The sequence below is a fragment of the Microcosmobacter mediterraneus genome (assembly GCF_031846265.1).
GTDB classification, from domain to species: domain Bacteria; phylum Bacteroidota; class Bacteroidia; order Flavobacteriales; family Flavobacteriaceae; genus Microcosmobacter; species Microcosmobacter mediterraneus.
The window spans coordinates 131,654-154,194 of record NZ_JAVRIA010000006.1 but is presented as its reverse complement, the minus strand read 5'-3'; the positions used below and the strand labels follow the sequence as shown (position 1 = coordinate 154,194).

Here is a 22,541-nt window from a genome sequence, read left to right as displayed (position 1 = left end):
AATACCTTAGACAATAAACTTTTAAACTAAATTATAGTTTTAGTGCTCTCAAAGATATCTATTTAATTTAAGTATTTATCTTTACTTTTTCTCTTAATAGCCGAATGACTAAGAAGACCATCCAAATTGTTTCTTTTGATGTGCCTTATCCACCAAATTATGGAGGTGTTATTGATGTATATTATAAGATTAAAGCACTATCAGAACTTGGTGTTAAAGTATACTTACACTGTTATCAAGATAAAAGAGCAAAGTCAGATGTCTTAGAATCATTATGCGAAGAGGTGTATTATTACGATAGAACAAAGACGCTAAAGCATTTTTTTTCATCAACACCATTTATTGTTAGTAGTAGAAATTCTAAAACATTAGCTCAGAATTTGAAAAGTATAAACGCACCAATGTTATTTGAAGGCTTGCATACTACTGCTGTACTATTAAAGCATTCATTTAAAGACCAATTAAAACTGGTTAGAATGCATAATATAGAGCATCACTATTACCAAGGTTTATTTAAAAGTGAATCTAATCTTTTAAAGAAATTATTTTTTTGGTTTGAAAGTAAAAAGCTAAAGCGTTACGAAGTTTTGCTTCAGCAGATTGATTCAGTATTAACCATTTCACCAAATGAACAAGACTATTATAAATTATTGGTAAATAATGCACATTACAGCCCTGTTTTTCATAGAAATATTGAGATAAAAACGTATGCCGAAAACGGGAAATATGTACTTTTTCATGGTGATTTAAGAGTGTCTGATAATATTAAATCTGCAAAATATCTTATAGATGTTTTTAAACAATTGCCAAAGTACAACTTGGTTTTAGCGAGCAGTTTTGCTAATAAAAAAATTAGTAATTCTTTATTAAGTGTATCTAATATGTCATTTGTAAAAATTGAAGATTCAAATCATTTAGATGATGTTTTTAGAGATGCTCAGCTACATGTTATCCTTAGTTACCAAAATACAGGTATAAAATTGAAATTAATTAATGCCCTATATCAAGGAAGACATGTTATAGCAAATACAATAGTTACTGATGGTACTGGTCTTAAAGATATTTGTGAAGTTTTTGATACTAAACAAGATTTAATCCTAAAAGTTAAAGCCTTGTATAGTAAAGAATTTACAAAAAAGGACGTTTTAAAACGTTCAACTGTATTACAACAATTCGATACTAAAATTAATGCTCTGAAGATTTTAGAACTCTTGTAAAAACTTAGAATCTGTATTGGCATATTTATTGAAATATAAAGGCTATGAAATTACCAATATATTATATTATTCTATTGTGTTTTAGTGTTAATTTGTTAGCACAAAATGAATACCATGTATTTCCTGTAGATGATCTATCTAATCCAGGGACTCTAAATGGAAATGGTACTATAGAAAACCCTTGGGATCTTCAATCTGCTTTAAATCATAAAGAAGATGTAATTAAAGGAGGCGATATCATTTGGATACATCAAGGTGTTTACAACGGACGATATACAAGTACCTTAGAAAGTAATATATCAGATAAAAAAATAACTGTATCTGCCTTTAGAAATGATAAGGTAGTATTGAATGGTAATGTAGAGTCTAGACAAGAAGCAGTGCTTACTATTTATGGCGCTAATGTTATTTATAAGAATTTTGAGATTACCTGTTTAGGTGACTTACCTAGAAGTGTTTTAGAATCAAGTTACAAGGTTATCTCTGGGCTTAATCATATTACAGGAAAAGATTGCGAGTTCATTAATCTAAGAATTTTTAATAATACAGGTTTTGGGTTTGGATCTTGGAAACATGCTGAAGCTTCAATCATAGAAGAGTGTGTTATTTACAATAATGGTTCAGTAGCCAACAACGGAAAAGGTAGAGGTGAAGGTATCTACACCCAAAATAAATCTGATAAAACAAGGATAATACAAAACAACATTATTTTTAACAATTACTATAAGGCAATTGAAGTATGGTCAGCAAATAAACATGCAGATTACGAATATGTTAAACACTTTAATATAGATAATAACATTCTGTTTAACAGTGGATTGCCTGCAGGATTCTCATACGATAATTTGATCATTGCAACAGACGATAGAGAGGGAATTAATATAGCTAAAGATATTAGCGTTACTAACAATATATTTTATCATAACACAGATATTAAGAATAAAGAAATTAATGGCAATGCACCTTCTCTAACTTTAGGATTTCATAAAAATGCACCTGTTGAAGATATTAGAGTTGAAAATAATGTTATTATAGGACGTAATAACTCTCTAAGAATAATAAATGCTAAATCTTTACTCTTTAAAAATAATTTTATTTACTCAGGATATATTCATAACAGTCCATATTTAAATAATAAGCAAACGGATTGGCATTTTGAAAACAACAGCTATTTCACAAAACGAAGCGGAGCTTTTCGTTTTCACAACACAGCGACTTATAGTTTAAAAGATTGGCAAAATAAAGTAACTTCTGATGTTGGTAGTACATGGAGTCATATCAAGTACTTTGAAGCGCCAAAAGTACTAGACCTTTATAGAAGTAGATATAATACGAAACAGTTTAGAGTTACACTCTTTGATAAATTAGGAGATGATGTTATCGTTGATTTCTCTGAGTATAGTGATCTAAATAATGGTAGAGCCTACAAAATTAAGAATATAGAAACCTCAGCTATAATAGCAGAAGGCGTTATGGACCAATCTAAACAAATTGTATTTGAAATAGGTACATACAACAATACCAACGAAAACTTCGGTGTTTTCTTTATTGAGTTTGAAGACCAAAAAGAAGCAGAAAAACGCAAAACAATTTTAGGAAAATTCTTTAAATGGCTTGGCTTTTAAACCTTTTTCTGAACCACTTCAAACACTTTATTTTCATCACATTTCAGAGTTTTACTAGGATATTTTAAAAGCAAGGCATAGTCGTGTGTGGCCATGAGAATGGTATTGCCATTACTATTAATATCTCTCAGAACTTCCATAACCTCAATACTGGTTTGTGGATCTAGATTTCCAGTTGGTTCATCAGCTAAGATTAACTCTGGTTCATTAAGTAAGGCTCTTGCAATTGCTATACGTTGTTGCTCTCCACCAGACAACTCATGCGGAAACTTAAACCCTTTGGTTTTCATTGCAACTTTATCTAAAACGTTTTCTATTCGTGCAGTAATATCATCTTTATTCTTCCAACCAGTTGCTTTAAGAACAAACTCAAGATTTCCATTAATAGTTCTATCAGGTAACAGCTTAAAATCCTGAAAAACTATACCTAATTTTCGTCTTAAAAACGGAATATCATTTTCTTTAAGCGTCCTCAAATCAAAATCAACGATAGAACCTTCACCTTCTGTTAATTCTAGATCACCATATAAGGTTTTCATAAAACTACTTTTGCCACTTCCAGTCTTTCCGATGAGGTAAACAAAATCACCTTTTTGCATTTCTATATTAACGTCATTTAAGACCATATTACCACCTTGGTAAATTGTAGCATTTTTTAGCTCTAGGATGGTTTCAGACATACAATGTTTATTTGATTGAAATTAGTAGTGTAAAAGTAACTTAATAAACGTCAAATTTCAAGTTTAGTATTCTAAAGTTAAATTGAAATAACGATTAATATGATTTGTGTGATATCAAATTCTTACTCAATTTCAATTTTAGTAAAAATGTTAATATTTAATAAGTCAGTGTATAATTATCGATGATTTCTGTCGTTAATAGAACTAGATTCAATTATTTTTGATTTCATAAATATCAACAAAAAACGACAGTAATGACTAACTTAAAGAAAAGGCTTTTAGGTCTATGTTTCTGTTTTGGTTTATTAGCTTACGCTCAACAAACTACCATATATACAAGTGATTTGTTAGAGTATCAAAAAGCGCTAACTCTCTATAATAATCAGCAGTATCAGGCAGCACAATCTTTATTCGATGATATAAAGTCAGAATCTAATGACGAAGCTATACAATCGGATTGTTCCTATTACATTGCTAATTGTGCTGTAAGGCTTAATCAGCAAAATGCAGATGATCTTATTGAGAGTTTTGTAGAAACCTATCCTACGAGTACAAAACGAAATACTGCTTTTTTAGATGTTGGCGACTATTATTATGAGAATAATAAATATTCTTATGCCAGAAAATGGTATGATAAAGTAGACGACTCTGGCTTATCTAAAAACGAAAGAAATCGTTTTTATTTTCAGTATGGATACTCAGCTTATGCTACAGGAAGCGAACGACAAGCGCAGAAATACTTAAATAGAGTTGTAGATACAAAAGAATTTGGCTCACAAGCAAAATATTACATTGGCTATATGGCATATGAAGGCGATGATTATGATAAAGCTAACGAGTATTTCGATCAGGTTAGTGATGAGGAAAAGTACAAGGAAAAATTAGCTTATTATCAAGCGGATTTAAATTTTAAGCTTGGTAAGTTTGAAAAGGCCATAGAATTAGCATTAGAGCAGTTACCAAATGGAGAGGAGAATGAAAAGTCTGAGTTAAATAAAATTGTAGGTGAAAGTTATTTTAATCTAGAAAAATACACTGAAGCCCTACCATATCTTAAAGAATACAAAGGCAAGCGTGGTCGTTGGAACAATACAGATTACTACCAGTTAGGCTATACATACTACAAACAGAATGATTTTGAAAATGCTATTTCAGAGTTTAATAAAATTGTTGATGGTAGAAATGCTGTGGCTCAAAATGCCTATTATCACTTAGGAGAAAGCTATATCAATTTAGATAAAAAGCAAGAAGCTTTAAATGCGTTTAGGTATGCTTCAGAAATGGATTTTGATGAAAAAATTCAGGAAGATGCATGGTTAAATTATGCCAAGATTAGTTATGAAATTGGTAATCCATATCAATCGGTTCCTCAAGTATTATCTGGCTATTTAGATAAGTATCCCAAAACAGCTTACAAAGAAGAGATAGAAACCTTATTAATTGATTCTTATATTACGTCCAAAAACTATAAAGAGGCCTTAGAACTTCTGAAGGGTAGAAATAGTTTTGAAAATAAAAAGGCATATCAAAAAGTAGCGTTTTACAGAGGAATAGAACTATATAATGAAAGCAATTATACTGATGCTTACGCTATGTTTGAGAATTCATTAAAAGAACCTCAAGATGCAGAATTCACATCTCGTGCAACATTTTGGCAAGCAGAAACGGATTATCATTTAACAAATTATAATGATGCCTTAATCGGCTTTAAACAATTTCAACAGCAATCTCAATCGGCAAATACCTCAGAGATTAAAAATATTGATTACAACATTGCTTATACCTATTTTAAATTAAAGAATTACCTGAGTGCAACAGAACACTTTCAAACGTTTATTAACTCTATATCTGATGATGATCTTAGGAAAAATGATGCGTATTTACGTTTAGGAGATGGACATTTTGTAAGCAGTAATTATAGTTTGGCTATTTCAGCTTATGATAAAGCTATTGCTATAAACGAAATAGAATCGGATTATGCATATTTTCAAAAAGCTATGAGTTTCGGCTATATTGGTAAAGTACCTAAAAAGCAAAGTGAGCTTAACACGTTTATTTTAGGCTATCCAAGATCTTCATTACGTGATGATGCTATGTACGAACTGGCAAATTCTTATATAAAATCTGGATCAGTATCAGAAGCTATGCGGATGTACGATAAACTTAACGCGGAATATAAGTCGAGTGAGTTTGTATCCAAGGCTTTATTACGTCAAGGATTGGTGTATTATAATGCTAATGACAATGAGCGTGCTTTAGACAAATTTAAGCGTGTTGCATCACAATATCCAGGATCTGGAGAAGCTGTTCAGGCTGTAGGTACAGCACGATTAATCTATATAGATTTGGGTAGAACAGACGAGTATGCGGCTTGGGTTAAAGGTTTAGATTACATCGATGTTACTGATTCTGACTTAGATAATACTGCTTATTTAGCTGCAGAGAAACAATACTTGGATGGCAATACAGATAAAGCTATTCGTCAGTTTAACAATTACCTCAATGAATTTCCTAATGGGTTACATGCGTTAAAATCTCATTTTTATGTCGCTCAATTGTATTACAAAAATGAACTATTTGAAAATGCAGAGCCACATTACGAATACGTAGTTAGTAAACCAAATGGTGAGTATACTGAGCAAGCTCTGGTAAAGCTTTCAGAAATTTATCTGAATAACTCCAAATGGTCTCAGTCTATTCCTGTCTTGGAACGTTTAGAAGCTGAAGCCGATTATCCTCAGAATATTACTTATGCGCAATCTAATTTAATGAATGCCTACTATCAACTTGAGAATTATTCTAATGCAGAAACCTATGCGGAAAAAGTTTTACAGAATACCAAGTTAGATAATAAGGTAAAGAGTGATGCACAGATTATTATTGCACGATCAGCAATAAAAACTGGGAATGAAGCAAAAGCCAAAGAAGCCTATGCCAAAGTGGAGAAGATAGCAACTGGAATAGTCGCTGCCGAAGCTTTGTATTACAGTGCTTACTTTAAGCATAAAGAGGGCCAGTTTCAATCGTCTAATGCTGTGGTACAAAAATTAGCACAAGATTATTCGAGTTATAAATATTATAGTGCTAAAGGTTTAGTGGTTATGGCTAAGAATTATTATGCACTAAACGATGCCTTCCAAGCGACATATATTTTGGAAAGTGTTATTTCCAACTTTTCAGAGTTTTACGATGTTGTTGAAGAAGCACAAACAGAACTCAACACTATTAAAGCTGAAGAAGCTAAAACGAATTCATCTGTAGAATCAGATGACAATTAATATCATCATATCAAAAAGAATAAAACATATCCTTTTGTCATTCCGCACTACGATGCGGAATCTATCAATTCAATAACAAAATAATATGCAGCATCAAATCAAATATATAATAGTGTTTTTTTTAGGAAGTATATCTGTCTTAGCACAAGAACGCGATAAAGATACTATAGATACACAAGTAGTTAATGTTATTAAACCCTACACACCAACAATATCTGATGCGTTTAAGGTTAAAGAAGTACCAACAGTAAATCAGGATACAACCTTAAAAAAACGTCCTGTACGTTATAATATTTTTTCTATTCCTGTAGCATCTACTTTTACACCAGCAAAAGGTAAAGCAGCTGATGTAGAGAAGGAGGAACCTATAAAGTTATTTGACAACTACGCGTCTTTAGGTGTAGGTACTTACACGACAATCTTAGGCGAAGTATATTTAAATCATGCCATAAATAGAACCGAACGTGTTGGAGGCTATTTTAGTCATCATTCATCTGCAGGAGGCATTGAGAATTTATTATTAGACGATAATTTTTCATTAACACAGCTTAATGCAAATTACTCCAGAAAATTAAGAGACTATTCTTGGAAAGTAGATTTAGGTTTTTCTAGGCAAGTAGCTAATTGGTATGGATTGCCACCTGTTTCATTTAATCAAACCACAGCAAGTATGATAGATCCAGAACAGGTGTATAGTAGCTTTTATGCAGGAGGAAAATTAAATTTTCAAGATGGAATTATTAAATCTGGTAAGGTAAAATTTAGACGTTTTTATGATAGTGATGATTCTGGTGAAAATAGGTTTATAGCCAATACTGTGCTTAATATTCCAATTCAAGGCGAAACTATAAACACAGAAATTAATGTCGATTACATTGGAGGAAATTTTAACAGAACCTTCAACTCAAACACTGAATTAAATTATGGAAATATCAATGTTGGTTTAGCACCAAGCTATCAGTTAACACAAGATGATTTAACTGTAAACCTAGGAATTAATATGGTTTACTTAAACGATACAGAAGCGAGTAAAAATAAATTCTTTATTTATCCTAATATCACTGCATCTTACAGGCTAGTTAATGATTTATTAATAGCTTTTGCTGGTATTGAGGGTGGATTAATTCAGAATTCTTATCACGATTTTGTACAGACCAATCCATTTGTATCTCCTACATTGATTGTAGCACCAACAGATCAACGTTATAATACATCTTTAGGAATAAAAGGAAAGTTATCTAATGCTGTAAGTTATAAAGTAAGTGGACATTATATAGCTGACGAAGCTAAACCACTATTTAGAGCTAATAGTGTGCTCACAGGAGCTACAGAAGATTACCAATATGGTAACTCTTTTCAGGTCGTATATGATGATGTAAAAACTTTTTCTATAGCAGGAGAATTAAATGTAGATGTCAATAGAAATTTTACTTTAGGATTAAAAGGTGAGTATTTTGGATACAATACAGATACACAAGCAGAAGCATGGAACTTGCCAGATATCAAAGGATCTGCTTTTATCGATGTGCAAATAGATAGACATTGGTTTGCAGGAGCAAGTGTATTTTATGTTGGCGAACGAAAGGATTTATACTCAGAACTAGGCTCGCTTACAATGCCAATAGATACAGTAATTACGTTAGATAGTTTTATTGATGCTAATGCGCATTTAGGCTATAGAATCAACGATCAGTTTTCGGCTTTTGTAAAAGGAAATAATTTATTTAACCAAGATGCACCACGTTGGCAGAATTTCCCAGTACAAGGCATTCAGTTCTTAGCTGGTTTAACTTATCAGTTTGATTTCTAAGTTTTAAAATAAACTTGTCATTCCGCACTTGATGCGGAATCCAAAAACAATAGATCCCGACTCAACACTTCGACAAGCTCAGTGTGACAGTTTAGGATGACACATTGTTCGTTATTTTTTCTTAGCTTTAAGACCTATCAACCAATCATTATGAAAAAACAATTCCGTTATGCCTTTGGCGAAATCTTAATCGTTATTGTAGGTATTAGTATTGCCTTTAGTATGAATAAATGTGCAGACCATAGTAAAGATACTAAACAACGACAGCAATATCTATCTAGTTTAAAACGAGATTTGGAAGTTGATAAGCAAAATCTTGCAGCTAATGTTATTGCCATAGAGGAGAAGTTACAAGGCTTAAATGAAATCATGCCATTACTTAATACTGATGCACCAAATAAACAACGCATATTTCCAGTATTATTTAGAAAAGTGGCTGTGCTTACCAATTTTACGCCTAAAGATATTACGTATCAAACTATGATTAATTCTGGTGATTTTAAGCTCATTAATGATTTTGATGTTAAAACTGCTATAGAAACGCATTATTCTGGTTACAAAACCATTTTAAAAGATTATGAACGACAAGAAATAATCCATAAAGAATATTTTGGACCTTATCTTATCGATTATGCAGATTTCGATGCCATGCGACGCGGCGAGTTGGGTTTATCTAACGAAAAACGCCTTAAAAATATTCTTCAAAGTATGAGTGGCGCTTTTAGCTATAAAAAAATGGCCTCAGAGCGTGGTGTAATAAGTTGTGATAGTTTGATTGGTGTTCTTGACAGCTTTATTAAATAAAAAGCACAAACTTAAACGTTTGTGCTTTTAACAATCAATAAAACAAATTTCTACTATGAAAATTTACTCAGTAGTTTTATTTAAAATTAAAATTTCCCATTAGTATTCTTCCATTCTTCTTTGTCAGGAATTGATGATATCACATCCCAATGCTCAACAATTTGCCCTTCTTCTAATCTAAATAAATCATAAAATGCAGTGTGTTCTCCTTTTCCAAAGTTCCCCTCACTCATAGATAAGACGAAATTTCCTTCTCCTAAAACTTTGTGAAGTTTTGTGTATTCCATAACCAATCCGTTATCGGCAAAGTATTTCATAGCTGCTCCAAAACCATCTAACCCATCAGCAACTGCAGGATTGTGTTGACTATAATTTGTTGGATTGATATAGGTTGTTAACTTATCCATTTCGTGATTCAAAAGTACATTCGTGATAAAATCTGTCACTACTTTTTTATTGGCTTCTGTTTTTTCTAAATCTGCAATTTTTGTAGGTCCATCAAACTGTGTTCGACCGCTTGGATTAGGTTTCTGAACTTCCAATAAATTGTCCCAATGCTCAACAATTAATCCGTTTTCAAATCTAAAAACATCAAAACCAGCTTTTGGTCCGAAGAAATCATATTCAGTATGTGTAAACACATAATCACCATCTTCAAATGCTCTTATCACGTTGGCTTTAAAACCACCTTCTGGCGCATGTTGCATGACTTCACCAAAACCAGCTAAGCCATCAGCGACACTTAGATTGTGCTGAATGTATTTTTCAGGATTGATGTAAGAAATCGGTGTTTGATCACCTGTATTAAAACTGTTTAATAATGCAATTACTTTGTCTTTGTTTGTCATAACTATATTTTTACCGTTTAAACTTGAAATTGTTTGGGCGCGACCCATTTTTATTGATGATTGATCCATTTCTCCCATGAACTCTTTAGCAATCGGTGCTTCCATAAACGATTGAATCACAGCATCAGAGTTGGCTTTATTATCCCAATACACAACAACAATTTGCTCTCCACTTTCAGAAACTCCTGTTATGCGTTGTAAGAATCCTTTTTGTTTTGATGTGAAATCAGTTTCCACCTTTTTATTTGTCACATTGAAGTTTTCTATATCTGTTCCATTTTTGGTGTTGAAGGACATAACTTCAATAAATTCATTCTCTTCAGCGTTAAAATTACTATCAATAGTATAACGTGACATCTTCATGGAAGCCCCATTTATCATAGAAGCATAGTCTGAGACAGATTCGTCATTCATAAATTTATCCATTGAAGCTTTTGCATCTTCAAGACTTTTCCAATACACCAAAACAGTATAGTTTCCGTCTTTGTCAATTGTACTTTGGCGGCTAATAAAGCCTTTTTGTTTGCTTGTAAAAGCTGATTCAACTTCAGCATCAAGTGTATTAAAAGCTGCCACATCTGAATTAGAGTTTAGCTTGAACGTTGTTACTTCTAGGACAGTCTGCTCGTTAGAACAACTTACTAAGCCTAGTATAAGAGTTAGTATTCCGATGGTTTTCATTATTTTCATTTTAGTTGTAATTAATTGGTTTGTAAAATTTATGATATAAAATTATAGTTAACTTGTTTACTAACAGCTATCCAAAATGGAGTATAAACTGTAAAAACGGGAAATACTCCTGAATAATTTAAATGGATGTTGTTAGAAATGCCTTGCCATGATGAACTGTTTGTGTTGTATAACTTGATCTGCCTAAAACATAATTCGCATAATCTTGTGTACCACTCATGTCCATGTTATCAGCATAAATGAGTGTTCCTGCATGAAAACGAGGTTCTAGCATTTTGAACAATGGTAAGTATAAATCTTTCCAGCCATCGAGAAACAGAAAATCGATTGGTTTAGAATAGTCTTTTAGAGTTAACATAGCATCACCGACTAATATGTTGACATAATTATTTAATCCAGCTTCAGTAATGTTTTGCAATGCTTTCTGAGCCTTACTTTCAATTAACTCTGTGGTAGTTACGTCTCCTTCTGTTTGTCTTGCAGCATCTGCTAAATAGATGGTAGAAATTCCAAAAGATGTACCAAATTCTACAATATGCTTACAATCATTATCTATAATTAATTGACGCATAACTTCACCTTGCTCTTTTGAAATAGGTAAATAAGCATCTTTAAAATCTGAAGGTTGCATTGGACGAAAAACAGATTTCATAAGACCTCTTCCCATTCGCATAAAATCTTTTTTAGCATCATTATGAAGCATATCTAATGTCTGCTCTATGGTATTTATCTTTATTGTGTGCATATTTTATTTTTATTATTGATGATGCAAAGATGAAGCAACAGTATAAATACTGAAAGATGAAATCTGGAATAAAAATGGTTAAAAACGAACCTTTTTTATTTTTTTATCGATTTTTTAAACGAATTTGGGGTTAAACCTGTGTATTTTTTAAAATATTTTGTGAAGTTAGTTGGGGCTTCAAATCCAAGTTTATAAGCTAATTCCGAACTTTTAAGATTTGAATTAATTAGGTTACGTTTGGCTTGTAGAATAATAAAATCATTAATTACTTGTTTAGCTGTTTTATTTATTAAAGCTTTACATACATAATTTAAATGTTTATAACTTACAGCCAATTCTTGTGCGTAATATTCAGCACTTCGTTGAAAAGTAAATTGGTCATCTAACTTCCTAGTAAACCTTTGAAATAATCGCAATTGTGAAGATTCTTTAATATGCTTAGTTTGATGCTGTTTTAGTTGTTCAGCTTTTGACAAAAGAATAATAAATAGTGATTCTACAATCGCTTTATGGTTAAAAATTTGTTTGCGATTATACTCTTGCTGTAAAAGCTTAAAATAAGTTTTAAATTCTGAATCTTCCGGAATTTGTATTAACGGAGAGAACAATTGCGGATTAAATAAACGAAAAACAAAATCATTAGGTAAATGAGCGAAACTGTTCACGAAGAAACGTTCACTAAATACTAAACAATAACCTTTTAAAGTAGATTTAAATTCAAAAGCATTGACTTGTTCTTTAGTTAGATATAGTAAGCTGTTTTTATTTACTGTATACCACTCAAAATCTACAAAATGTCTACCAGTTCCTTCCGTAAAAAAAATAAGGTTATAAAATTTTAATTGATGAGGTTGTTCAGGATCGTGATCAAACTTATGCTTATTAGTAATAATTTTTTCAATGGGAACAATCTCAAAACCAAAGTTAGAATCCTCTCCTGATTTAAATTCTATATGTGGAAGTTGATGTTTCAAATATATTATTTAATCACTCAATAAGAACTCTTCAAAACTATATTCTAACCCTCTAGCGGCTAGTGTTTGCTTTACAATAGCTTCTCTACAAGGCGCACAGTATTGGCTTCCGTATCGCATTACACAATTTATAGTTGGTCTCCAAGTGCCTTGTTCTACACCACAACCTCCTTCAACTATACCAATAGATTCATAACCGTTTAAGCCAATGAAGTGAGACCATTTTATGATTTCAGTATTATTTGTAATGTCTAAATTTGGGTAATTGTTATTTGCACAACCAGAAAAATCTGTGTTAAAATCGGTATTTTCTGTATAATATTCATCGCCAAGACTACCTGCTAAATGCCCAACTTCATGGATCATAGTATCTTTATCATTAAACCCAAACGTAGCAACTCTGCCTCCTGCTAACCCTTGAACTGAGTATTGATTAACAGATAGAAGAATCATATCATAATCGTCATTAAAATTTGGCATTAAGCTTCGTACCACATTTTCTGACGAACTCTCACTAGGATCAGCTTCAATATCTGGATTTACATAAACAATATAAGCATTGAAATAGGATTCGTATTCCGAGAATGGAGAGGTGTTGAATATTTGATTGATTATTCTAATACCATCTGCTCTATATCGTCCAGAAGTTTTTTCAAAATCAGCATCTGCATAAGATCCACCTGTAAAATATATATTTATACCATTGGGATCGTTTTCAAAAACAGTCTCAATGTCTCTATGCTGAAAATACTCTAATTGCTCAGAATCTTTACTACAAGACAACACAGTAATAGCAATAGTTAAAAGCACTATATACTTCATAACATTGAGATTAGATTTTGTTCTTTTTACTAATTTGATTTGCCCATTTTATGATCTTTTTGGATGTCTTCATCTCTGTATTTACAACAAGCATGAACAGACGCATAAGCCTCGTCTGTGGCTTTCATCTCTTTAGTGTCATGACCAACAGCGATTATCTTTTTCTGGATTTTAGTTAAATCGGTTTTGCGTTCATCATAAATGAGTTTTAACTCATGTGTGTCTAAATTCCAAATCGCAGATTTTACACCTTTAGTTCTTATGGCTGCTTTTTCTATACGTTCTTTACACATTAAGCATACACCATTAACTTCTAGAGAGGCTTTAGCATTTTTGTTTTGTGCAAATGTTACTGTTGTTACTAATAAAGTAACTATTAAAATTATACGTTTCATAGTATTTGATTTTTATCTGTCATTTCGTTTGATATAATGATGTTTCAATTTCTATTTTATCTTAAATCGCAATCCTGCGTAATACATACTTCCAAAAATTGGGCCATACACAAAAGTACTATCAAAATTAGAGCCAAAAGGATCATTAGCACCAATAATTGGATTAGGTTGTCTTACATTACTGATGTTTTCACCTCCTAAATATACTTCAAATTTAGAAGAAAACACCTTAGTTATTTGTGCATTCAGTGTACCAATGGTTGGCGATAACTCTGGTTGTAGAAATTGAGCAGGACTCATTGAGGTATCAGGATAGCGTTGTTCGCTTAACCAGTTAAAAGTGGTGTCAAATTTCCATCTTGCACCATTTTCTTTGGGCTTTGTTTTATATTCAATGTTTACAAATACACGATGCTCTGGAGTTAAAGGTCTAACTTTTTTACCAGAATTGTATTGTGTTTTTACATCATAGTTTTTATAAGCCATGCGTAAATCGGCACCTTCAAATACATTATAATTAAATTCAATCTGAAAACTATTGGCATAGCTTTCACCTTTTAGATTATAAAAGCTGATTTCCTGAGGGTTTTCCCAATCTATTACAACCTGATTTTGAAAATCGGTTCTGTAAAAATCTAAAGTAACATCTGCTTTTCTATTAAATAAATTAAAGCCTTGTAAATAGGAAACACCAAAGTTCCACGAAATTTCTGGATCTAAACCATATATTTTTCCGTTAGCATTTTCTATAATGATATTACGAGATGTAGCAAATAGATTCTGGTTTTCTGCAAAAATATTAGCACTACGAATACCTCGACCAACTGAAGCTCTTAAGGCTGATTTCTCCCATGGTGTATAGCGTAAATGCAAGCGTGGAGTGATAAAAAACCCAAGTCTATTATGTTGATCTGCTCTAACTCCTGCTGTGAGGTTTAGATGTTCTAAATCATCATAATTATACTCAAAAAAGGCACCTACCGAATTTTCAATACGTTCAAAATTTGTGCTTTCTACGAGCTCATCATAACTGTCATATGTAAAACTAACACCTGTTTTAATTTTATGCCTAGAGTCGCTAATAATGCTATTATAGATAAGGTTAGAGTACAAACTATTTTGTTGTATATCATAACGACGTAATCCAAAATAGGAGTCTTGCTGGTGGTTACTAAAGGCAACTTGTACACCAAGACTTTGCCATGGTAACTCAGGGTTTACATAACCGAGTTTACCTGATATTTCAAAACGTTCTGTATTAATTTCACTTCCCCAAGCGTTGGTCGTTAATTGATCTGTATCTGGATTAAAATTAACCTCACCCGATTGTTTTTCGTCAAGCAAGTAACGAGCGTTTATAAAGCTCACTATTCCTTTTTCAGCATTAGTATATTGCCAACGGTTCATTACATTAATCTGCTTAAATAATGGCATATCTAAGAAATTATCGTTATTGCGATCATGCTTTTCATTAAGTAAATCGCCATGTAAATACAATCCAGTATGCCACTTATCAGATACTTGAGTGTTAAAATGCGTATTTAATTCTAAACGTTCACTATTTGCAACGTAAGCATTTACAAATAGTTTGTAGTCTTTACTTGGTTTTTGAAGTTCTGCATTAATTTGTCCTGCCATACTTTCATAACCATTAACCACGCTTCCTGCACCTTTAGTTATTTGTATACTCTCAACCCAAGTTCCAGGAATAAAGCTTAAACCATAGGCTTGTGAAGCTCCACGAATAGACGGAATATTTTCGGTTGAAATTAAAATATAAGGACTCGTTAAGCCAAGCATTTTAATTTGTTTTGTACCAGAAACCGCATCTGCAAAATTAACATCTATAGATGGATTGGTTTCAAAACTTTCTGATAAGTTACAGCAAGCTGCTTTTAATAACTCGTCACTACTTACCGTAAATGTATTGGTTGCTTTAAGATAGGACTTAGAGGTAGCTTTTTTTCTATTAACAATCATCACAGTATCTAGTTCATCTGAAGGTGTTAATGTGTGTTTAATAAATTTTGGATTATCTATTGTTAGCGTATCTGTTTTATAGCCAACATAACTAATAATAAGCTTAGAATAAGATGGTTTATAAGCAATGGAAAATCTACCATCTTTGTCGGTAACTGTTCCAACAGTTGTATTTAACCAATAGATATTAGCAGATACTACAGGAACGCTCTTGTTGTCTGAATTGACCTCTGTGATAACACCTTCAATAGAGTTTTGAGAATATGTTATTAATGGAAGCCATAAAAATAATATTAGATTTTTCAAGATTTTAAAATTTAATTTGATTTTACAATTTGGACATAGCTGTCCTTTTCACTTTGCAATAAAGCGATGTTATCAAATTAAATAGACTTCGTCTAGAGATTGTATATCAAAGACGAGTTTTGGAGGTCTGTAATTTTTATGCGGAATTGTATGTTGAGGTAAACTCTCAAAAAGATTGATATAACTGTAAGTATAGACTGTTAATGCTAATTGATCTTGTAAGTCTAAGTCATTAAAAGATGGATAAAGTAATTCGTCTTGACCTTCAATAACATCTACAGTATCTTTACAGCATGGTTTTTTTGCTATCGTTTTAGTAGAATCTAATTCACTTTCATCACCACAACGTTTAACCTCAGAAAACACAGCAGAATCAATTAAAAAATCACCACAAAAGTGTTTTTCAATAGTAAAGGATAATGTAGAGCATAACACAATAAGTGCCATACTAGCAGAAATACTTTTATGAAGAATTACCTTAAACATTATGGCAAAATTATAAAAAAACCTGTAACTATTATTTTTTTAGTATGAGCTTAACAGTTATTGCTTTAATCTTTGGTAGTAGAAGGCAGGAATTAGAAGTATTAAAAATATAGGCTGAATTAAAAAACGTCTTACATTAAAAAACAGGTAATAGTCTTCTTGCTGATGGTTAAACACAAAATAAAGGAATGGAATAAGTAATAGGATATAAGCAATACTATAGCAGTAAAATGAAAACATAATTATGCTTTTTTCTTTAAAAATTAGAAATAATATTCCTAAAGAAATAATCATATTAAGAGCATACCTTAACGTTGTGAATAAGGTTAGCTTAAAAATTTCTCTTCGTGGAGAATCTATAGAAAGATAATCACTTTTAAAAAACTGTAAATACGGATCGTAAAAAAGTTCATTCTCAAAAATTCTAATAAGAATTAAAAGTCCAAACAATATCATAAGAGCTATAAGTTTTAAAGGACTTTTCATGTGTTTTTAAAATTTGAAAACCGATTAACCCAAAACATCCAGAGTAAAAATACCATACCATAGATAATTAAAGGAAAAATAGCATTATGTAAAATTTCGCGTCGCCAAGGATAATGATATAAACCAGCAGAAAGAAAACTGATACGAGCAAGATTTACAGCATAAATTAGGATACTACCAGAGATTGTATAAAAAAGGGTAGGTTTAAATTTACCTGCAAAAGCAATCATAAAGGAAACAAATAAAATAATAACGCTCATAGCATTACATCCTTCTACCATCTTTGCTACATACTTCTCATTAACTATGAGTTTTAAGTAAGCTCCTGTAGAATGTGGTAATAATTCTACTCTATAATCAAAAGATGTTAATAAGGATTGGCTTTGCCTTGCGACTAAGTTTGTAATGGCATCAGGATAATACATTGAACCATCAGAAAAGTCGAGGTATAATTTATAAGCCATTGTTAAGACAAAATAAATAGCTAAAAAGGTGAAGATAAATCGTATAACAAGCTTATATTTTATAAGTAAAGCCTTCAACTATTGTAATTTGTTTTAGTTAATTTTAGTGACAAATAGATGCTGAAATTACGGCTTTTTAAATACTTTTACCAAAATTTAGAACATGAACTTAGAAGAGCTAAACCCACAGATAGAAACTGTAATCATTAATTCTCAGTTAGATTTAGATAGTAAGTTATATGCTATTTGTGAATTACTTGAGAAACACGTAAATCATTATGATTGGGTTGGCTTTTATTTTAAAAATGGCAATAAAGAAGAATTAAAACTTGGGCCTTATGTTGGTGAACCAACAGACCATACTATTATTCCTTTTGGAAAAGGTATTTGTGGACAAGTAGCTGTTAGTAATGAAAATTTTGTGGTACCAGATGTCTCTGCTCAAGATAATTATATTGCTTGTAGTATTACAGTAAAGGCGGAAATTGTAGTACCCATTTTTGTGAATGGCGAAAACATTGGACAAATAGACATAGATTCTAAAACACCAGATCCTTTTACTAAGGCAGATGAACGCTTTTTAGAGTTTATTTGTGAGAAAGTTTCAGGATTATTATAAAATTACATATAATATATTCCTTATTACATTCCAGTTCTAATGGCTTCTACAGGATCCAACTTTGATGCAGAAATTGCTGGAATTACACCAGAAATTAGTCCAATAAGTGTAGATAAGGCAAATCCTATAAACATATTCCAAGCCGATAAGATAAACTCAAAGTCTCCAGTTAGTTGAGATACGAGTAGTGCTGTTATCCAAACCAAACCTAAACCAACTAAACCACCAACTACTGCTAAAACAACAGCCTCGAATAGAAACTGAAATAGAATAAACCTATTTTTTGCACCTAATGATTTTTGTATTCCAATAAGATTAGTACGTTCTTTAACACTCACAAACATAATATTGGCTATACCAAAACCTCCAACCAGAAGTGAAAAGCCACTAATAATCCAGCCTATAGTGTTCATAAATGAGATGATGCCATCAATAACATCAGTCATACTAGACAATTTATTTACAAAAAAGTTATCTGGTTCATCAGCTTTTAGTCCTCTATAATTTCTGTATTTCTGCTTTAAAACTTGTTCAAAAGCTGCCATGTCAACACCTTTTTCAGGTTTAATTATAATAGCTCCTGGTAAGCCACTGATTCCACCATTTCTGAAACGTCGAACAAAATTTGCAGGTACATAAGCTTTTTCATCAGGTGAATCAAAAATGGTAGCACCAAACTTTTTGAGCACTCCAATTACTGTTAATTTTCTGCCATAAACCCTAACTTGTTTTCCAATAGGGTTTAAGTTATCAAATAAATTTTCAGCGATAGAATAACCAATGACAATAACTGGCGCACCAGATTCCGACTCGCCTTCTGTATAAAATCGTCCTTGTTCTACTTTAAAATCCTCGATTTCATAAATCTCATTAGAAATTGGTACAACTTCAACACCTGCTATAGTTTCTGCTTCGTATTTGATGGTTTCGAGTCCTGAGAAAATTACATAAGCAGAGGCCTGAATTTCTGGAATACTTCGGTTAACAAACTTAAAATCATCATATTCAACCTGTGGAAAATTATCGCGTTGCCAACGTGGTACATCTGTTGGACCAAAAGAGTATTTGGTTAGGTAAACCGTATTTTTATCTAAACCTGCAAGGTTATCTTTAATATTTCTATCTAAAGAATCTACTGCAGCGAGTACAGCGATAATAGAAAATATACCAATGGTAACTCCTAAGAGCGATAAGAATGTTCGTAATTTGTTGTTTTTTAGAGCATTAAGAGCAAATGAAAAACTCTCTTTAAAAACTCTTAGATAGACTAACATAGCTTTGTAATCTTTGTTATAAACGTAAGACGTATAAAATGTAGTTATGTTACAAGATTTAGATAAAAACTACATGCCTGTTCTTATGGCTTCAACTGGGTCTAATCGAGATGCAGATATTGCTGGTATAACACCAGATAATAAACCTATTAGAGTAGATAATGCAAAGCCAATAAACATGTTGCCAAAAGATAAGATAAACTCAAAGTCATCGACAATACCATTCATAACTTTTGCAATAATCCAAACTAAACCTAAACCAACCAAACCACCTACTAAAGCTAAGATAACAGCTTCAAATAAAAACTGAAATAAAATAAATCGGTTTTTAGCACCCAGAGATTTTTGAATTCCAATAAGATTGGTACGTTCTTTAACACTCACAAACATAATATTAGCAATTCCAAAACCACCAACCAGAAGTGAAAAACCACTTATAATCCAACCTATCATGTTCATAAAACTTATGATACCATCTATAAAATCTGTGAAACCTGATAATACATTAACAAAAAAGCTACTGATTTTACCATCTTTAATCCCTCTGAAGTAGCGTAATTTCTGATCAATTTCTGCTTTAAAAGCATCCATATCTACACCAGATTTTGGTTTAATAATCATCACATGATTCATGCGCTTATTATTATCGCCAAAACGGTTTCTAAGATAATTAACAGGCAAAAACATAGATATGTCATTACTATCACCAAATGCACCAGAACCTTGTTTGGTTAATACACCAATAACGGTAAATTTTTGACCATATATCCTTACTTTTTTTCCAATAGGTTCTCGATCGCCAAATAATTGTTTGGCAATCTCATCTCCAATTACTACAACTGGTGCACCTGAGTTAGATTCTACTTCATTATAAAATCTACCTCGAGAAAATTCTAATTTCTGAATATCTTCAAATTCTTTAGAAACAGGAACAGTATTAACGTTTGCAATAGTTTCAGACTCGTAACGAATACTCTCTCGCCTCACAAAAAGCTGATATGCAATTTGTTCAGCATCTGGTAATACAGATTTTAAGTATTTGAATTCATTATAATTAACTTCAGGAAAGGATTGGCGTTTCCAACGTGGTACATTGGTAGGACCAAATGAAAACTTTGCTAAATACATGGTATTTTTATCTAAACTACTTAGCTGACCTTTAATTTGATTATCTAAAGAATCCACAGCTGCTAATACTCCAATAATTGAGAATATACCAATAGTAACACCTAATAGTGATAAAAACGTACGTAGTTTATTATTTTTAAGTGCATTAATCGCAAACGAAAAACTTTCTTTAAAGACTCTTAAATACACTAACATAATCCACTTAATTTATGATGTTATAAAAATAGGATGTTTTCAACAATCAATTGTTACAAAAAACTTAAATAAACTAAAGTTTTTACCAATAACATATCTCTCAATATACGTATTTTAGCGCATCTTATTTTTCAACACGACAACACAATACAATGAGTACTACCAAAACCATTAAATCAGCTTTAATTTCTGTTTTTAGTAAAGACGGTTTAGAGCCTATAGTTAAAGAGTTAAACAATCAAAATGTTACGATCTATTCTACAGGTGGAACAGAAAAATTTATTAAAGATTTAGGGATAGACGTTGTTCCTGTAGAAGACGTTACTTCATATCCTTCAATACTAGGTGGTCGTGTAAAAACACTACATCCTAAAGTATTTGGTGGTATACTAAATCGACAAAATAACGATAGTGATGTTGCAGAATTAGTTGATTTTGATATTCCTCAGATAGATTTAGTGATTGTAGATTTGTATCCTTTTGAAAAAACAGTTGCCTCAGGAGCAAGTAATCAAGATATTATTGAAAAGATTGATATTGGAGGTATCTCATTAATTAGAGCTGCGGCTAAGAATTATGCCGATGTTGTTTGCGTTTCTTCAGTGGAGGATTATTCAGAATTTTTGGAGCTGTTGAAGTCTAAAGGAGGAGAAACCTCTGAAGCTGATAGAAAACATTTTGCAGCAAAGTCATTTAATGTGTCTTCTCATTATGATAGTGCTATTTTTAATTATTTTAATGCAGATCATTCTATAGCGTCTTTTAAGTTGTCAGAAACTCAAGGTAAGACGTTACGCTATGGAGAGAATCCACATCAAAAAGGCTTTTTCTATGGGGATTTTGATAGTATATTTTCTAAACATCATGGTAAGGAATTAAGTTATAATAATTTGCTCGATGTTGATGCTGCCGTGAATTTAATGAATGAGTTTAAAGGTGAAGCACCAACATTTGCTATACTAAAGCACAATAATGCTTGTGGTTTTGCGCAACGCGATACCATACATAAAGCTTACGTTGATGCATTAGCAGGTGATCCTGTTTCTGCGTTTGGTGGCATATTAATAGCTAATACAGAAATAGATCAGCCTACTGCGGAAGACATTCATAAATTATTCTGTGAAGTAGTAATTGCACCAAGTTTTACAGATGAGGCTATGGTAATTCTTAAAGGAAAAAAGAATAGAATTATCCTCACTCAGAATGATGTAGAGTTACCGAGCACTATTGTTAGAACCTGCTTAAATGGCGTATTAGTTCAAGATAGAGATTCTAAAACAGATACTCTAGAAGATTTAAAAACAGTAACCAGCTCTAGTGCAACAGCGCAAGAGTTAAAAGACCTCATTTTTGCATCTAAAATTTGTAAGCATACCAAATCTAACACCATTGTTTTAGCTAAAAATGGTCAGTTATGTGCAAGCGGTACAGGGCAAACGAGTAGAGTAGATGCTTTAAACCAAGCTATACACAAAGCAAAGTCCTTCAATTTTGATTTAGATGGTGCTGTTATGGCAAGTGATGCATTTTTTCCATTTCCTGATTGTGTAGAAATAGCTGATAATGCTGGTATTACTGCAGTAATTCAACCAGGAGGATCGATAAAAGATGAATTAAGCATTAACTATTGTAACGAAAATAATTTGGCAATGGTGTTTACAGGAACTCGTCATTTTAAACACTAATAAATCAGTTGAAATAAATTGTGTAATAAG

General features: G+C 31.9%; 19 protein-coding genes. 7 read left to right on the top strand and 12 right to left on the bottom strand.

All coding sequences use genetic code 11. From position 1 onward, the window contains the following. Positions 1–104: 104 nt before the first annotated feature. Entirely contained in the window at positions 105–1,217 is a 1,113-nt protein-coding gene (locus tag RM697_RS11290) for a glycosyltransferase (protein ID WP_311428001.1), read from the top strand. Positions 1,218–1,261: 44 nt separating this feature from the next. Beyond that, the gene (locus RM697_RS11285; protein ID WP_311428000.1) at positions 1,262–2,842 is read left to right on the top strand and encodes a right-handed parallel beta-helix repeat-containing protein; all 1,581 of its coding nucleotides are present in this window, start codon (positions 1,262–1,264) and stop codon (positions 2,840–2,842) included. Here the strand turns inward: RM697_RS11285 and RM697_RS11280 are convergent. Then, on the bottom strand, positions 2,839–3,522 hold the full coding sequence (locus RM697_RS11280; RefSeq protein ID WP_311427999.1) for a cell division ATP-binding protein FtsE: 684 nt from the start codon (positions 3,520–3,522) through the stop codon (positions 2,839–2,841). The genes RM697_RS11285 and RM697_RS11280 overlap by 4 nt on opposite strands. Positions 3,523–3,776: 254 nt before the next feature. Between RM697_RS11280 and RM697_RS11275 the strand changes: the two genes are divergently transcribed. The 3 genes from RM697_RS11275 to RM697_RS11265 all read left to right on the top strand — a co-directional run bounded on the left by RM697_RS11275 (position 3,777) and on the right by RM697_RS11265 (position 9,414). Next, a complete protein-coding gene (locus tag RM697_RS11275; RefSeq protein WP_311427998.1) occupies positions 3,777–6,800 on the top strand; it encodes a tetratricopeptide repeat protein in 3,024 nt (1,007 codons plus the stop codon). An 85-nt stretch (positions 6,801–6,885) separates the two neighbouring features. Next, entirely contained in the window at positions 6,886–8,610 is a 1,725-nt protein-coding gene (locus tag RM697_RS11270; protein WP_311427997.1) for a TonB-dependent receptor, read from the top strand. Positions 8,611–8,760: 150 nt separating this feature from the next. Further along, positions 8,761–9,414, top strand: a complete 654-nt coding sequence (locus RM697_RS11265; RefSeq protein WP_311427996.1) for a DUF6090 family protein — start codon at positions 8,761–8,763, stop codon at positions 9,412–9,414. A gap of 86 nt (positions 9,415–9,500) precedes the next feature. On the opposite strand, the gene RM697_RS11260 is transcribed toward RM697_RS11265, so the two are convergent. The 9 genes from RM697_RS11260 to xrtF form a co-directional block, all read right to left on the bottom strand. Continuing rightward, positions 9,501–10,943 carry a nuclear transport factor 2 family protein gene (locus RM697_RS11260; RefSeq protein WP_311427995.1) on the bottom strand — a complete coding sequence of 481 codons (1,443 nt, stop codon included), beginning with the start codon at positions 10,941–10,943 and terminating at the stop codon, positions 9,501–9,503. A 127-nt stretch (positions 10,944–11,070) separates the two neighbouring features. Next, a complete protein-coding gene (locus tag RM697_RS11255; protein ID WP_311427994.1) occupies positions 11,071–11,697 on the bottom strand; it encodes an O-methyltransferase in 627 nt (208 codons plus the stop codon). 95 nt (positions 11,698–11,792) lie between these two features. Beyond that, positions 11,793–12,671 (bottom strand): AraC family transcriptional regulator, encoded by an 879-nt coding sequence (locus tag RM697_RS11250; protein ID WP_311427993.1) that lies wholly within the window; start codon positions 12,669–12,671, stop codon positions 11,793–11,795. Positions 12,672–12,680: 9 nt separating this feature from the next. Beyond that, entirely contained in the window at positions 12,681–13,493 is an 813-nt protein-coding gene (locus tag RM697_RS11245) for a M64 family metallopeptidase (protein WP_311427992.1), read from the bottom strand. A 29-nt stretch (positions 13,494–13,522) separates the two neighbouring features. Further along, positions 13,523–13,888: a heavy-metal-associated domain-containing protein gene (locus RM697_RS11240; RefSeq protein ID WP_311427991.1), complete on the bottom strand. Its 366-nt coding sequence runs from the start codon at positions 13,886–13,888 to the stop codon at positions 13,523–13,525. A gap of 51 nt (positions 13,889–13,939) precedes the next feature. After that, positions 13,940–16,177 carry a TonB-dependent receptor plug domain-containing protein gene (locus tag RM697_RS11235; RefSeq protein ID WP_311428067.1) on the bottom strand — a complete coding sequence of 746 codons (2,238 nt, stop codon included), beginning with the start codon at positions 16,175–16,177 and terminating at the stop codon, positions 13,940–13,942. Between the two features lie 69 nt (positions 16,178–16,246). Further along, positions 16,247–16,660: an HYC_CC_PP family protein gene (locus RM697_RS11230; RefSeq protein WP_311427990.1), complete on the bottom strand. Its 414-nt coding sequence runs from the start codon at positions 16,658–16,660 to the stop codon at positions 16,247–16,249. A 57-nt stretch (positions 16,661–16,717) separates the two neighbouring features. Then, a complete protein-coding gene (locus tag RM697_RS11225) occupies positions 16,718–17,146 on the bottom strand; it encodes an exosortase F system-associated membrane protein (protein WP_432277884.1) in 429 nt (142 codons plus the stop codon). After that, positions 17,143–17,688 (bottom strand): exosortase family protein XrtF, encoded by a 546-nt coding sequence (gene xrtF, locus RM697_RS11220; RefSeq protein ID WP_311427989.1) that lies wholly within the window; start codon positions 17,686–17,688, stop codon positions 17,143–17,145. The genes RM697_RS11225 and xrtF overlap by 4 nt, the downstream gene beginning before the upstream one ends. A gap of 85 nt (positions 17,689–17,773) precedes the next feature. Between xrtF and RM697_RS11215 the strand changes: the two genes are divergently transcribed. Then, complete coding sequence (locus RM697_RS11215) at positions 17,774–18,229, top strand: GAF domain-containing protein (RefSeq protein ID WP_311427988.1); 456 nt, start codon at positions 17,774–17,776, stop codon at positions 18,227–18,229. A 23-nt stretch (positions 18,230–18,252) separates the two neighbouring features. On the opposite strand, the gene RM697_RS11210 is transcribed toward RM697_RS11215, so the two are convergent. After that, positions 18,253–19,503 carry an ABC transporter permease gene (locus RM697_RS11210; protein WP_311427987.1) on the bottom strand — a complete coding sequence of 417 codons (1,251 nt, stop codon included), beginning with the start codon at positions 19,501–19,503 and terminating at the stop codon, positions 18,253–18,255. Between the two features lie 69 nt (positions 19,504–19,572). Next, on the bottom strand, positions 19,573–20,826 hold the full coding sequence (locus tag RM697_RS11205) for an ABC transporter permease (protein ID WP_311427986.1): 1,254 nt from the start codon (positions 20,824–20,826) through the stop codon (positions 19,573–19,575). A gap of 152 nt (positions 20,827–20,978) precedes the next feature. Between RM697_RS11205 and purH the strand changes: the two genes are divergently transcribed. Then, entirely contained in the window at positions 20,979–22,511 is a 1,533-nt protein-coding gene (gene purH, locus RM697_RS11200) for a bifunctional phosphoribosylaminoimidazolecarboxamide formyltransferase/IMP cyclohydrolase (RefSeq protein WP_311427985.1), read from the top strand. Positions 22,512–22,541 lie beyond the last annotated feature (30 nt).

Bases quoted from the DNA above. Each gene is read 5' to 3' on its own strand.
- RM697_RS11290 (WP_311428001.1), top strand. From the start codon at position 105: ATGACTAAGAAGACCATCCAAATTGTTTCTTTTGATGTGCCTTATCCA.
- RM697_RS11285 (WP_311428000.1), top strand. From the start codon at position 1,262: ATGAAATTACCAATATATTATATTATTCTATTGTGTTTTAGTGTTAAT.
- RM697_RS11280 (WP_311427999.1), bottom strand. From the start codon at position 3,522: ATGTCTGAAACCATCCTAGAGCTAAAAAATGCTACAATTTACCAAGGT.
- RM697_RS11275 (WP_311427998.1), top strand. From the start codon at position 3,777: ATGACTAACTTAAAGAAAAGGCTTTTAGGTCTATGTTTCTGTTTTGGT.
- RM697_RS11270 (WP_311427997.1), top strand. From the start codon at position 6,886: ATGCAGCATCAAATCAAATATATAATAGTGTTTTTTTTAGGAAGTATA.
- RM697_RS11265 (WP_311427996.1), top strand. From the start codon at position 8,761: ATGAAAAAACAATTCCGTTATGCCTTTGGCGAAATCTTAATCGTTATT.
- RM697_RS11260 (WP_311427995.1), bottom strand. From the start codon at position 10,943: ATGAAAACCATCGGAATACTAACTCTTATACTAGGCTTAGTAAGTTGT.
- RM697_RS11255 (WP_311427994.1), bottom strand. From the start codon at position 11,697: ATGCACACAATAAAGATAAATACCATAGAGCAGACATTAGATATGCTT.
- RM697_RS11245 (WP_311427992.1), bottom strand. From the start codon at position 13,493: ATGAAGTATATAGTGCTTTTAACTATTGCTATTACTGTGTTGTCTTGT.
- RM697_RS11240 (WP_311427991.1), bottom strand. From the start codon at position 13,888: ATGAAACGTATAATTTTAATAGTTACTTTATTAGTAACAACAGTAACA.
- RM697_RS11230 (WP_311427990.1), bottom strand. From the start codon at position 16,660: ATGTTTAAGGTAATTCTTCATAAAAGTATTTCTGCTAGTATGGCACTT.
- RM697_RS11225 (WP_432277884.1), bottom strand. From the start codon at position 17,146: ATGAAAAGTCCTTTAAAACTTATAGCTCTTATGATATTGTTTGGACTT.
- RM697_RS11215 (WP_311427988.1), top strand. From the start codon at position 17,774: ATGAACTTAGAAGAGCTAAACCCACAGATAGAAACTGTAATCATTAAT.
- RM697_RS11210 (WP_311427987.1), bottom strand. From the start codon at position 19,503: ATGTTAGTCTATCTAAGAGTTTTTAAAGAGAGTTTTTCATTTGCTCTT.
- RM697_RS11205 (WP_311427986.1), bottom strand. From the start codon at position 20,826: ATGTTAGTGTATTTAAGAGTCTTTAAAGAAAGTTTTTCGTTTGCGATT.
- purH (WP_311427985.1), top strand. From the start codon at position 20,979: ATGAGTACTACCAAAACCATTAAATCAGCTTTAATTTCTGTTTTTAGT.